The sequence below is a fragment of the Zooshikella sp. RANM57 genome, assembly GCF_050749885.1.
Taxonomy (GTDB): Bacteria; Pseudomonadota; Gammaproteobacteria; order Pseudomonadales; family Zooshikellaceae; genus Zooshikella.
This window is the reverse complement of record NZ_JBOIUB010000005.1, coordinates 344,728-357,446: the sequence shown is the minus strand read 5'-3', so window position 1 is coordinate 357,446 and position 12,719 is coordinate 344,728. Positions and strand designations below refer to the sequence as shown.

At 39.4% G+C, this 12,719-nt stretch carries 11 protein-coding genes; 8 read left to right on the top strand and 3 right to left on the bottom strand.

The features are described 5' to 3' along the window. Positions 1 to 86: 86 nt before the first annotated feature. The 3 genes from ligA to ACQ96U_RS13275 all read left to right on the top strand — a co-directional run bounded on the left by ligA (position 87) and on the right by ACQ96U_RS13275 (position 3,464). The gene (ligA, locus tag ACQ96U_RS13285; protein WP_431721742.1) at positions 87 to 2,099 is read left to right on the top strand and encodes an NAD-dependent DNA ligase LigA; all 2,013 of its coding nucleotides are present in this window, start codon (positions 87 to 89) and stop codon (positions 2,097 to 2,099) included. After that, on the top strand, positions 2,065 to 2,742 hold the full coding sequence (locus ACQ96U_RS13280) for a hypothetical protein (protein ID WP_431721741.1): 678 nt from the start codon (positions 2,065 to 2,067) through the stop codon (positions 2,740 to 2,742). Before ligA ends, ACQ96U_RS13280 begins: the two co-directional genes overlap by 35 nt. A gap of 242 nt (positions 2,743 to 2,984) precedes the next feature. Continuing rightward, positions 2,985 to 3,464, top strand: a complete 480-nt coding sequence (locus tag ACQ96U_RS13275; RefSeq protein ID WP_431721740.1) for a hypothetical protein — start codon at positions 2,985 to 2,987, stop codon at positions 3,462 to 3,464. Positions 3,465 to 3,597: 133 nt separating this feature from the next. Here the strand turns inward: ACQ96U_RS13275 and ACQ96U_RS13270 are convergent, their stop codons facing one another. Beyond that, positions 3,598 to 4,488, bottom strand: coding sequence for a DUF2167 domain-containing protein (locus tag ACQ96U_RS13270; RefSeq protein WP_431721739.1), 891 nt, complete (start codon positions 4,486 to 4,488; stop codon positions 3,598 to 3,600). Between the two features lie 487 nt (positions 4,489 to 4,975). On the opposite strand from ACQ96U_RS13270, the gene ACQ96U_RS13265 reads away from it, so the two are divergent. From ACQ96U_RS13265 to ACQ96U_RS13255, 3 genes are all read left to right on the top strand, one after another. Continuing rightward, entirely contained in the window at positions 4,976 to 6,022 is a 1,047-nt protein-coding gene (locus ACQ96U_RS13265; RefSeq protein WP_431721738.1) for a GMP reductase, read from the top strand. 502 nt (positions 6,023 to 6,524) lie between these two features. Then, positions 6,525 to 7,667: a hypothetical protein gene (locus tag ACQ96U_RS13260; RefSeq protein WP_431721737.1), complete on the top strand. Its 1,143-nt coding sequence runs from the start codon at positions 6,525 to 6,527 to the stop codon at positions 7,665 to 7,667. Between the two features lie 11 nt (positions 7,668 to 7,678). Further along, positions 7,679 to 8,341 carry a hypothetical protein gene (locus ACQ96U_RS13255; RefSeq protein WP_431721736.1) on the top strand — a complete coding sequence of 221 codons (663 nt, stop codon included), beginning with the start codon at positions 7,679 to 7,681 and terminating at the stop codon, positions 8,339 to 8,341. 112 nt (positions 8,342 to 8,453) lie between these two features. On the opposite strand, the gene ACQ96U_RS13250 is transcribed toward ACQ96U_RS13255, so the two are convergent. Next, entirely contained in the window at positions 8,454 to 8,807 is a 354-nt protein-coding gene (locus ACQ96U_RS13250; RefSeq protein ID WP_431721735.1) for a VOC family protein, read from the bottom strand. A gap of 288 nt (positions 8,808 to 9,095) precedes the next feature. Further along, positions 9,096 to 9,416: a hypothetical protein gene (locus ACQ96U_RS13245; protein WP_431721734.1), complete on the bottom strand. Its 321-nt coding sequence runs from the start codon at positions 9,414 to 9,416 to the stop codon at positions 9,096 to 9,098. 535 nt (positions 9,417 to 9,951) lie between these two features. Between ACQ96U_RS13245 and ACQ96U_RS13240 the strand changes: the two genes are divergently transcribed. After that, entirely contained in the window at positions 9,952 to 11,694 is a 1,743-nt protein-coding gene (locus ACQ96U_RS13240) for a choice-of-anchor B family protein (protein WP_431721733.1), read from the top strand. Continuing rightward, positions 11,660 to 12,691 carry a FixH family protein gene (locus ACQ96U_RS13235; RefSeq protein ID WP_431721732.1) on the top strand — a complete coding sequence of 344 codons (1,032 nt, stop codon included), beginning with the start codon at positions 11,660 to 11,662 and terminating at the stop codon, positions 12,689 to 12,691. Before ACQ96U_RS13240 ends, ACQ96U_RS13235 begins: the two co-directional genes overlap by 35 nt. Positions 12,692 to 12,719: the final 28 nt, after the last annotated feature.

Here is a 12,719-nt window from a genome sequence, read left to right as displayed (position 1 = left end):
GCCGGTCTATAACAGCACCGGCTTTTTTTATGATGTATTATTTTTATCTGCTTTATTAACGGTTAGACGTATTTAGGTATTTGGCTATGACCATTCCCCCTCATGTTGTCAGTGAAATTGAACAGCTTCGACAGGAAATTAATCAGCATAATTACCGTTACTATGTCTTAGATGAGCCAGCCATTCCTGATGCAGAATATGACCGCTTAATGCGACGTTTACAGACGCTGGAGCAGGATTATCCACAACTTGTTTCCGCAGACTCTCCTTCTCAACGGGTAGGTGCAGAACCCGCGAGTGCATTTGCGACAGTGATGCATGAAATGCCAATGTTATCGTTGGACAATGCATTTTCAGCAGAGGAGTTACAGGATTTTGACCGTCGATGCAGGGAACGGCTAGAAATTTCTGATATTGAATATGTTGCAGAGCCAAAGCTGGATGGTATTGCTGTTAGTTTGTTGTATGAAAAGGGGAAACTGGTTCGGGGTGCAACACGTGGGGATGGGCAGCGTGGTGAAGACATTACCCAGAATTTACGGACAGTTCATTCAATTCCATTAGTACTTTTAGCTGCGGATGTGCCTGATCATTTGGAAGTTCGGGGGGAAGTTTATATGCCTAAGGCTGGTTTCCTCCAGTTTAATGAACAGGCTCAGGCAAAAGGTGAAAAAACATTTGTTAATCCCCGTAATGCAGCTGCAGGTAGTCTAAGACAACTAGATTCTCGCATTACGGCTACCCGCCCTTTAGAAATGTGTTGTTATGGTGTGGGTATTTGTAGCAATGAGCTGCCAGGAGATCATAGTCAAATCCTGCAGCAACTGAATAAGTGGGGCTTTAAAATCAATAAGGAAATGGCTGTCCTGCCTTCTATTCAAGCCTGTGATGCTTACTATCAGCAATTACTGTCTCGTCGTGAGCAATTATCTTACGAAATCGATGGCATCGTCTTTAAAGTGAATGCATTAGCCTTAAGAGAGCGACTGGGTTTTGTCTCTCGTGCACCACGTTGGGCCATTGCTTATAAGTTTCCAGCGCAAGAAGAAATGACCACATTGGAAGCGGTTGAATTTCAAGTGGGAAGAACGGGGACGTTGACACCTGTTGCTCGACTCAAGCCGGTTTTTGTTGGTGGGGTTACCGTGAGTAACGCAACCTTGCATAACCTGGATGAAGTTGCGCGATTGGGGATTAAAGTAGGTGATTCAGTCATTGTTCATCGGGCTGGGGACGTGATTCCTAAAGTGGTGCGTGTGGTCTTAGAACAACGTTCTGGGAAAGAGCAGGATATTGTTGTACCTATGAGCTGTCCGGTTTGTGGTTCTGAATTGGAGCGGATTGCAGGAGAAGCAGCCTTACGTTGTACCGGTGGGTTAGTGTGCTCAGCCCAACGTAAAGAAGCGATAAAGCATTTTTCCAGTCGGCGAGCAATGGATATTGATGGTTTGGGGGATAAGTTAGTTGAGCAGTTGGTTGATCAGGAACTTGTACACTCAGTCGCTGATTTGTATGTACTTGAAAAGGATGCACTGATACAACTTGAGCGCATGGGTGATAAGTCAGCCCAAAACTTGATAGACGCAATTGAACGTTCTAAACACACTACATTGGCTCGTTTTATTTATGCTTTAGGTATTCGAGAAGTTGGGGAGACAACAGCGCTTACTTTGGCCAGTTATTTTGGCTCCTTAAACGCTTTAATCGATACCGAAGAGGAATACTTACAACAAGTGCCTGATATTGGGCCTGTTGTTGCACATCACATTGTGTATTTCTTTAAACAGCAGAATAATCGAGAGGTGATAGATCAACTTAAAGCGGCCGGGGTAAATTGGCCTGAACAGTCTCAGACCAAGCAGGAAAACTTACCATTGGTTGGCAAAACATATGTGTTAACTGGCACATTATCCGTCATGAGTCGTGACGAAGTTAAGCAAAAATTACAATTGCTGGGAGCAAAAGTAGCGGGTTCTGTGTCAAAAAAGACTACAGCAGTCATTGCTGGAGAGAAAGCAGGTTCTAAATTAAGCAAAGCTGAGTCATTAGGAATCCCAATACTCGATGAGCACGATCTATTGGCACTATTGGAAACATAATGCATCCCCAAGATGCAGAACAGTACGACAGCGATTGAGGCTGTCGTTGCTGTTGTTTAGTGTGCTGATATCAGGGTGTGCTCATACGCCCCCACCAGAAAATCCTCATAATTTATGTGATGTTTTTGCTGATAATCTGGATTGGTATCAGGCGGCCAATACCAGTCATCAACGTTGGGGAACCCCCATCCCAGTGATGATGGCCATTATGTATCATGAGTCTAGTTTTATTGCTAATGCACGCCCACCTCGTCGTTGGTATTTGGGCTTTATTCCAGGACCTCATCGTTCTTCAGCCTATGGTTACGCACAAGCAATTGATGGTGCCTGGGCAGACTACTTGCGTGAAGCAGGACGTTGGGGAGCTGTCCGAGACGATTTTTCGGATGCGATAGATTTTATTGGTTGGTATACCAAGAAAACACGTCAGATTAATGGTGTTTCGCAAAATAATGCACAGTTACAGTATTTAACTTATCACGAAGGATGGGGTGGTTTCCGTCGAGGAACATACAAACGTAAAGGCTGGTTGCAAGGGGTTGCGCGTCGGGTACAACGTAAAGCTAAACAATATGAAAATCAGCTGCAACACTGTGAAGCTTCATTAAAGACGCCAGGTTTTTGGCAGAATTTATTTGGTTAAGCAAAGCTCAGACTTTTTTTGTGAAATGCCATCGAAATTGCCGTGACTAGGTTTTACTTAGCAGGTCTCGGACACTACTATTGTTTGCCCTTTAAGCATTAACCTTTTGTCTGGAGCTGGAAGTATCCACTAGTAATAGATAATTGTAAGGTTAATCGTTAAAAGGTTGAGTAACTGAGTTGTTTCCCCATAGGGAGCTGGGCATAATAGACGACTTTTGTCGGTTATTTAAGGAGTAGCTTTTGGATCGCGAATCCATTGTTTATGGTTGTATCAAGGATTTGCCATCAGGCAGTGAGAATGAAATATTAAAGCGTCGCTATCATAATCTTCGGGTGATTAATTCGCTTCCTAAGCATGATGAGTGGCCTTTTTTATCACGTGATCTATTTGCAGTGTCTGGTGTCGAGCCTTCATATGGCACTTATTTGACCCAAGTAATCCACTTTGGTGCGTCTTATCGCGAAGTTGAAGGGGACTGGGGGCAGTGGTTACAAAAGTTTGAGACTGTACTAAAGAAAATGTATTGGGTCGCTGCCACCGTGCATTTAGAGACCGAGCTTACGGGGTTTCATACATTTAGTTGGTATGCGAATAATAGCTGCCACTTGCCTGATGAAGAACTTCAAGCACGTTGTGAATGGCAACATGAAAGCTGGGTTAAAACCAGTGCTTCACAGACAAAAACAACTCCGTGTCAAACATCTTCAGATGTTGCTTAGACTGCTTGATTATTGCCTGGTGAGGGTGCGTAGTAAGGATATTATATGTGTGGGGTGAAACTTACAGATTAGCAAACTAGCAGAGTAAAAAGCGCTGTTTCACGAGCGCTTTTTTACAGTGAGACTGACAGTGTTAATTAAATCTTGCTTTAATCCAACGAAATACCCCAACAAACCCTGCGACAATGACAATCCAGAATTTTTTTAATGCCAATAGTAAACCAGCAAGAATGCCTAACTTGCTTGCTGCTTTGCCCGCAATTAAAGCACCAATACCATATGCTGCGACATTATCAATTGATGGGTCGAAGTCACTGTAGCGCTGGCCTTCATTAAATGAGGCCATGGTAAGGACGGTATCAAGTTGATTGTTAATTTGCGGAAGCTGATTAATACCCGCAATGAAATTCATGGTGAGTACGCCTTTGCGGCCTAAAATACGAATATTGTAATTCAGCGTATTATCTTCACTATCGCCAAACTTGAGCTCCTTGGCCCAATGCAATTTCTTGCCTTTACTGTCATAGTATGGCGTAGCTGCCCAGCCAACGAGATCAATACTTTCATAGCCTTGAGCGACTCTCTCTTTACTGGCTTCTTTGACAGCAGACTGCATATCAGCAAGCAAGTCATCATAGTCGATATCAGCAGCATCTTCATCGTCTACATGACCATCTTCTTCATAATCAATCTCAACTGCCCAGGCATTACTATCAAATGGAGTATATGAGGCAGGAAAAAGCATGCCTAGTGTGGTATCGCCGGGAACATTGCCCCAAAATTTAACAAGTACTACTTCAGCATCTTTTGGACTTAAATAGTAAAAATCATTAGGTACATTCAAGGTGGCAACGCCATTAGGTAGGATAATAGTACCTGTTTGGCGATTCATCTTTTCCCAGGTGTTTTGGGCCCATTTTGCATACTCTTGTGCGTCGGTTTGTTCACCTTCATTGGCACTCGTGAAAGTAGTGAACCAGAAGCAGGTAGTCAGTAGGAATAATGAGCTGAGAATTCGTGTCATGCAGATTACCTCATCAGGGAAAAGTGGGCAGAGTATAATGATATTAACCAATTTGAGATTTGTGTCACATCAAAAAATGTGAACAAAATGTGTTCGAAGTGCATTAGGGGCTTTTTTTATTTCAAGTTGAAATACACACTGGCGAGGTAGTATTGAATAGCGTAATAAGAAGTGACTTCTGGTATCGGAGACGAATAAATTCTTTGCGATTTATTTAAAATTAACTTAATTAATAAGAGGGTTGTTATAGCGCCAATAAAAAGGAAAAGTATGATTGCTCATTTCCTTTGTCGCAAGTTATTCCAAAATGAATGGATGAAGGGGATAACTTTATGTTGCCAAAGCAGCCTTTTTGTATATAATGCTGAAAACCGGAGCGTCTGCCAACGCTCCGGTTTTTTTTGTGCCTGCTTTTTATATAGTCTACTATCTGCCAATAGGAAACTATAAAAGGAGCAATGAAAGTTAGTTAATAGAAGGATTAACTATGCGAATCGAAAACGACTTGAAACTGGGTTTTAGTGATGTTTTGTTTCGACCGAAACGCTCAACCCTAAATAGCCGATCTCAAGTTGAATTAACCCGCGATTTTACTTTTAAACACAGTGGTAGTCAATGGTCTGGTGTACCTGTTATAGCTGCAAATATGGATTCAGTGGGCAGTTTTGCTATGGCTCAAGCGCTTGCAGAACATCAGGTGATGACGGCTATCCATAAGCACTATAGCGTTGCAGAGTGGGCTACTTTTCTTGAAAATGCAGATAAAAAACTTTTGAATTATGTCATGGTGTCAACGGGCACTTCTGAACGGGATTTTCAAAAGCTTAAAGAAATACTGCAGTTGTCGAATGATATAAAATTTATTTGTATTGATATAGCCAATGGTTACTCAGAGCATTTAGTTGAGTTTGTTCAGAATGTTCGTGAGTCTTTCACTGATACAGTGATTACAGCGGGCAATGTCGTCACAGGTGACATGGTTGAAGAACTTATTCTGGCGGGAGCTGATATTGTTAAGGTGGGTATTGGGCCAGGATCTGTATGTACCACACGTGTAAAAACGGGTGTTGGTTATCCTCAGCTATCTGCAATTATTGAGTGTGGTGATGCAGCCCATGGTTTAGGTGGTCGTATCATTGGTGATGGTGGTTGTACTTGTGCTGGCGACGTGGCTAAGGCGTTCGGAGGCGGTGCTGACTTTGTCATGCTTGGTGGTTTGTTAGCAGGACATGATGAAAGTGGTGGCGAAGTGATAGAAAAAGACGGACAAAAATTTGTTCAGTTTTATGGAATGTCTTCTGCCTCTGCAATGAAAAAGTATGCGGGTGGTGTTGCAAATTACCGTGCAGCTGAGGGTAAAACAGTGTTATTACCTTATCGTGGCTCTGTACATAATACTATTGAGGATATTTTGGGTGGGGTTCGTTCAACATGTACTTATGTTGGTGCGGCTAAGCTAAAAGAGCTGACCAAACGGACAACGTTTATTCGAGTGCAAGAGCAGGAAAATACAGTTTTTGGAAAAGATGATTAACATTTCATGGTTAGCTATTAATTAACCTGTAATGTTAAATATCAAAAAAAACCGGCTAATAGCCGGTTTTTTTGTGGGTGAATAAAATGAAAAATATATTAATTTAAATAAATGATATGAATGATCTGTGTGTATTTGTTAATGAAGGTGACATGATGAGAGCTTGTCGTCACTATTTAATTGCTTTGTTTGTTCGATTATGTTGTTTGGAATATCAAAAAAATAAATTTAAAATAAAAGTGCTTGATGTGAATAATGGGTTGTTGTATTAATTGATTCGAAAATGGTGATTAATGTAATTATTGTAGCTTTAAATGTTTTATACTCTTCGTGGTTTTATTTTTTATTATGAATAATTGTTGCATAAAATGTTTTATGCTTTTTATTGTCGACAGTTTGTCGGGAGGTTAATAGGGGATTTAATTAAGTTTGCTGTTTTTGTATGTTGTTTAATATGAGAAGTTAAAAATAGTAAGCAAGGGTAACGCTAAAGGAAAATAGTATGAAGAAAAATAAGCAAATAATGTTGTCTGTCGTTTTTGGGATTTCTTCAATCAGTTATACATTTGCTCAGACACCTTCATTAAATGAAGCTAAGCATTTAAATACACCGATAAAGTCGTTACGATGGGCGCTAAAAAATAGTGAGTCAAAATCGTATAATATAACTGATAGTCGAATAAAAGAACTTTTTTTGGTTAATACAACAGATTTATATTCAGAAGTACGTAGTAAGGATGAGTTATACAATATTGCCACGGATGTGGAACGAAGGTTGTTCACCGATGCAGAAGAAGCATGGAACCAGTTTTTAATGTCACAAAATCGTATACCCGGAAGTATTAACTTTTTTTTAGAGTTAAAAAAACAGTTAGGTTATGAAAAAGCAACTTCAATAGATAAACCTGACCAGTATATCCTGCTACAGCGTACTTTATCTGGGGTGGATGAAGATATATATAATGGTGCAAAGGATAAAATACCGGGTGTTGCTTTGCGCGCTAAATATGCCTTAGCAGCACAGTTAATGCGGAATGCAAAAAAAGTTACAGCTGCTGATCAGTGGACTGAAAATGGTATTTATCCTCAGGCTATTGATCATTTAGTGAAATATAATCAGCCAATTACCTCAGAGGATTTAGACGCATTAAAAGATTATTTAAGTTTTAGCTTAAGCCAGTCCAATTATCGTTATAACGTTGAAAGTATCCCCTCCCAGTATCAGTTGGTAAGGCTGGCTGTTGCTTATCGGAATGATCAAGGATTTTTTGAGGTAGTATGCACTAAAGAGGGAAAGCATTTATATGATCAAAGTTATGTCAGTCGTTATTGTCTCAGTGATATGAGCAATAAGCAGCTCATGGATCGTTGGTTTCCAGAGCAATTAAAAATTGATCACCGTAAATTAACTGAATCAAACCAACCGCCAACACTTGGACAAAAGTTATTAGAATTTGTCGGAGTTTTCTTCGCATTAGATGGACTAGGTGCTGCATTTTTTGACGTTTTTGAAGCCTTGGAAGCAACAGAGCTTGCTGAAGCTGGAATTGTTGAGCGTGAAGAATTATCGGTGTTAGAGTCAGAGGCAGATGCGGAAGAAGCATTAGCAGCGGAAGAATATCAACGTCAGTTCTGTCGAATTTAGGGCGTATCATTATGTTAAAACTAACGAAATGGGCTATTATCTCTGCGCTATGTGTAACAGCTGACCTTCATGCTGTGGAGTTTATAACACAGGCACCAAAAGGATTTATGGACTTTAAGTTAAAAGATGGCTTAAGGGTACAGACCCACTATCATATTCAGCAAAAAGATAAAATAGGCGCCTCTAAGTATAAGAAAATAACTAACAATACGATTAGAAAAGGTACAATTTCTTACTGGGTTTATCAACCTCCAAAGGGACCATCGGTTCATTGGTATGCAAGAAGCAATCAGCTACCTGAAAGTATTGAGCCAATTAAATGGCATCATCCATTTGCAAAGTATGATGCTAATGCTGCAAAAATATATGCAGGACGTACCACGAGTGATGGTGTGAACCGGTTTTATGATTCAGAGGTTAAAAGCATCCACCATCTGTATAACTTACAGCAAAATGGGCGTGTTCAAGCAGGAGGAACATTAAAAGGTTATGTCGATAAGGCAGCATGTGATTCATGTCGTGGAGTGCTTACTGCGGCTGAAGAAAATGGACTGGCTTCAAAGATACAGGTTTTTGAGGCTCCTGAAGCGTATACGAATAAATTTAAACAATTGCGTGCAAAATTAGGCAAACTGGCTGAAGAAGGTACAAACCCATTGACATGTGATTTGTGACGATTAATTGGGTTAGTTTTGGAGTGACTAGTGCTTTTTTGCACAAGCCACTCCAAACAATCATATGGTGTATGATGACATGGGATAGATAGCAATAAAAATAAGACTGGTGTTATGTATCGGACCATACTGCAAATTCGTTACCACTTGGCTCGATAAAATGAAATCGTCGTCCTCCAGGAAAAGAAAAGATAGGCTTAGCTATTTCTCCACCATGTTTTTCTATTTTACTCTGTGTACTTTCTAAGTCGTCACTATAAAACACTAATAAAGCAGCTCCGTGACTTGTTAAGGACTTTAACTCTGATTGATAAAATCCACCATCAACACCTTGGTTACTAAAAGCCGTATAGCCAGGGCCATAATCCTCAAATATCCAGTCAAAAACAGCAGAAAAAAATTTTTTTGTTTTGGATAAGTCATGTGCAGGAAATTCAACGTAATTTATTTTTTCGTGTGTTTTCACTGATAACTCCTTATATAAGTCTGTGAAGTTTTACAGGAACATTAGTTATAACATTATTAGCTTGCTAAGCAAACTTGGAAGTCTGAGTGAGGGCACCTCTAAAAAATTCTCGATGTTAAAAAAGGGGGGAATGGTTATTCAAAGTGTATCCTGTGGGCAAGCGTAGTTATTTTAATATAGTAATCGCTAGCCAAACTGCAATAGGCTAGCATTATAATAATCTTATGCTAAGTATTTTTACTCTTTTTGTGATATTTTTAATAAGAGTCTATGAATGCAATAATGCTATCAGTGAATCTCTTCTACATTTGTCTGTGCAATGGGTTCATTGTTAAAGAATATATCTACTTGACGATAGCGAGGTGATTTAGGCGTAAGTACTTTATCATACTTTGCTTGTGTCCAGGTCATAACCTGAGCCCACATGCCTGGTTCCTGAATTAAGTGTAAATCGAGTAGTAATATTTCAGGGTTGATGCCCTGTGGTTCTCTTGTACATAGCATGGCTTTTACGCCAGGATTTGCTACGTATACTTCACCTATTACATGGAAGTCATCAGGTTTGGGGGGCATTAAGTTTATCCAAGAGTACCAGTCCTTCGTTTTCATAACATGCTCCATTAAACAGTTTGTTGTCAGTTGTTTTTGACTATCTGGTCTAACCGTTTTTTTTACTTTATAAGGTTAGCAGGTAGTGCGGTTGTTAGCAGAAGAAAGTCGTTTAATGACTAGATATTTTACTAATAAAATGAAAAAAGCACTATTAATAAGTATGGAAAACAAAGCACCTCACATAAGTTGTGATGCTGGCAATAAAAGAGTCATAGATTGACTTAGTAGATGCTGGACTAATAATTGTAAGTGAATTACTTTTAACACATTAATCTTAGGCTCACATTAGTATGTATTAATTGTGGTTGTTAATATGCCAAGTTTAAAGTGATAACTAAGATTATTGGTACAAATGTGCATAAAATATAATAAAGTTCACAATGCGGACCTCCAAGGCCATTTTTTGTAGTTAAACATACCCTGTTAGGGGAAACGCTTTGAGTAGCCTGTAGCAAGGTGATTAGCCAAAGATATAGCTGGTCATAGGCTAAAACTCAAGCGATTTAAAGTGACAAAGACAAGGAGCGTGCAAATGAGAAGGAACTCATATAGTGCCAGTTTTGTTGGTTTTATAGCTGGCTTGAGTTTACCTATGTTCAGCTATGGGCATAGCGCGATGTTTCCCGATGGGTTTAAGTTTGATGACAGCAATGAAGGCAAAAAGCCGAAATTGATGTTACGTGATGTTTCCACAAAATGTGAAAATGGAAATGCCAGTGGTTACCCATGTAAAAACATTGACTTACAGGCATTTTTGGCAAAAGAAAAAATGGGTGGAGGATCAGCAAACCTGAATGATATATGGGGTTATACGGATCCTGTCACTGGCGCAGAGATTGCCATCGTCGGTAGAACCAATGGTACATCATTTGTAGATATAACAAATCCTCTAAAACCCGTGTTCTTGGGTTTTCTACCTTCTCATAATAATGGTTCTGCTGCATGGCGGGATATTAAAACCTATAATGATCATGCGTTTATTGTGGCAGATGGCAGTGGTAATCGAACTCATGGTCTTCAGGTTTTTGATTTAACGACATTACGTGATTTACCCTCACCAGGCCAAACATTGCAGGAAACTGCACATTTAGATGGATTTGGTAATGCGCATAATATTGCCATAAATGAAGATACAGGTTATGCCTATATCGTAGGGAGTAACCAGTGTAGTGGCGGTTTGTATATGGTGAATGTTTCTGATCCTCAAAAACCTGTCTACGCTGGATGTTTTTCTGCAGATGGTTATACCCATGATACACAGTGTGTTGTATATAAGGGGGCTGATATACAGTTTTATCAGCATGAAATATGTATTGGTTACAACGAGGATACAATAACAATTGTAGATGTTACGAATAAATCGAATCCAAAACAAATATCCAGAACACCGTATGAAGGTGCGCAGTATACCCATCAGGGATGGTTTCTTAATGACGAACATAACATCCTGATTATGAATGATGAGTTGGATGAACAGCGTAATGGTATTAATACAACATCTTATATTTATGATGTAAGGCAGTTGGATAATCCTATAGAAATAGGACGTTACGTTGGTCCAACAACCGCAATTGATCATAATCTTTATACAAAGGATGGTTTTGTTTTTGAGACTAATTATCGTGCAGGACTACGTATTTTAAGCACCAACGATATTGAAAATGGAAAGCTGGAAGAAGTGGCATATTTTGATTCTATTCCAGGTTCAAATAGTGCACAGTTTTCAGGTACATGGAGTAATTATGTGTACTTTGACAGTGGAAATATCGTGTTAAGTGATATTGGTAATGGATTGTTTGTTGTTAATCCTGATTGGGATGTGATTAACAAACCTGATCCAAATCCCACTTATTGTAACTCCAGCAGTACTAATGCTAATTATGAATGGATAGCAGGGGTACAGCTTGGCCAGTACTCACATAATTCAGGTGCAAGTCAATATTCTGATTTTACACAAGAAGAAGTTAATTTGGTTGTAGGAAAAAGCAATATAGTGCTACAACCTGGATATTCAGGCATAAAATTTAATGAGTATTGGAAAATTTGGATTGATTTGAATAAAGATGGTGATTTTGATGATACTGGTGAAATGGTTTTTAGTTCAAATGAAGCCGTTTCTTCAACAGTAAATGGAGTTTTAGCTATTCCTTCATCAGCACAGGAGGGAAAAACACGACTCCGAGTGTCTATGCGTTATAATAGTGCACCATCAGCTTGTAGTGAATTTAAGTATGGAGAGGTTGAAGATTATACTGTCAATATCACTCATAACTAACATTTTGCAAAGCTTTAGACGATTAGCTCGATTAAGAAAAAGCGGTAGCCGTTATATTGTTTGTTGGTGGGTGGTGACGGTGGGTTTATTATCGAGTCATAATCTTTATAGTGCTGAGGTTGCAGCAGAGAAGCCTCAGCCTACTTCTGACTCATTAGATATCGCTGCTGAACTTATTTATGATGGAAGAAATTTAGAACTAGGTTCAATCGAGCTTATTAGTCGCGCAAACACAATACGTAAAGACGTAAATAAACTTAGGGCTTCAGCGCGCTCTGCTAAGGATGACTATACTAGACAGCAATTAAGTGATGCAGCCAATCTATTAGCAAGTCAGATATTGCAATGGCAAAAACAAGGTGCAGATAATCGCCAACAAGGCAGTCGTTACAAGCAGTTTGGACATCAATTATTAAAACAGGCTATGGTTAAAGGTTGGCCGTCACGAATAAAGCTACAAGGCGAAATGTCATTAATGCCTGCCAAGCACCAAATTATTGCACATAATACTCAAATTCGTAGTGTTCACCCGTCAATGCCTAAAGTAATGCAAACAGTTAAAGAACCTGTTGCTGATATGTCGCTTTCCATTCCTGCAATGAATAATCAAACGATTCCTTCGCCTTTGGATACTTCAAGCTTTCAGTTGTCCAGAGACTTGCACTATTTTGCCCATGTTGAACCGGTATCAGACGACTTAACCGTGTTAACAGCAGAGAGTGATCCTTCAGTTCCGTTAAATACAATTCATCAGTGGTATTTAATTGTTACAAATCTCAAAGGACAAGCTGTTAGTAATAAAAACATTCAAGTAAGAGGTCATATGCCTGGGCATGTTCATGGCTTACCAACACAACCTAGAATCACAGAAGAAGTAGAGCCTGGCGTTTATCTTGTGGAGGGAATCAAATTTCAAATGATTGGCTGGTGGGTTATGGAGTTTGATATTCCGCATAATAACGAGCAGGATACGGTTAAATTTAATATTGTATTATAGCATTTAAAAAAAGAGCCTTATTCATTAA

Coding starts and splice junctions, on each gene's coding strand:
- ACQ96U_RS13270 (WP_431721739.1), bottom strand. CDS start 4,488: ATGACACGAATTCTCAGCTCATTATTCCTACTGACTACCTGCTTCTGG.
- ACQ96U_RS13260 (WP_431721737.1), top strand. CDS start 6,525: ATGAAGAAAAATAAGCAAATAATGTTGTCTGTCGTTTTTGGGATTTCT.
- ACQ96U_RS13240 (WP_431721733.1), top strand. CDS start 9,952: ATGAGAAGGAACTCATATAGTGCCAGTTTTGTTGGTTTTATAGCTGGC.
- ACQ96U_RS13265 (WP_431721738.1), top strand. CDS start 4,976: ATGCGAATCGAAAACGACTTGAAACTGGGTTTTAGTGATGTTTTGTTT.
- ACQ96U_RS13280 (WP_431721741.1), top strand. CDS start 2,065: ATGAGCACGATCTATTGGCACTATTGGAAACATAATGCATCCCCAAGA.
- ACQ96U_RS13245 (WP_431721734.1), bottom strand. CDS start 9,416: ATGAAAACGAAGGACTGGTACTCTTGGATAAACTTAATGCCCCCCAAA.
- ACQ96U_RS13255 (WP_431721736.1), top strand. CDS start 7,679: ATGTTAAAACTAACGAAATGGGCTATTATCTCTGCGCTATGTGTAACA.
- ligA (WP_431721742.1), top strand. CDS start 87: ATGACCATTCCCCCTCATGTTGTCAGTGAAATTGAACAGCTTCGACAG.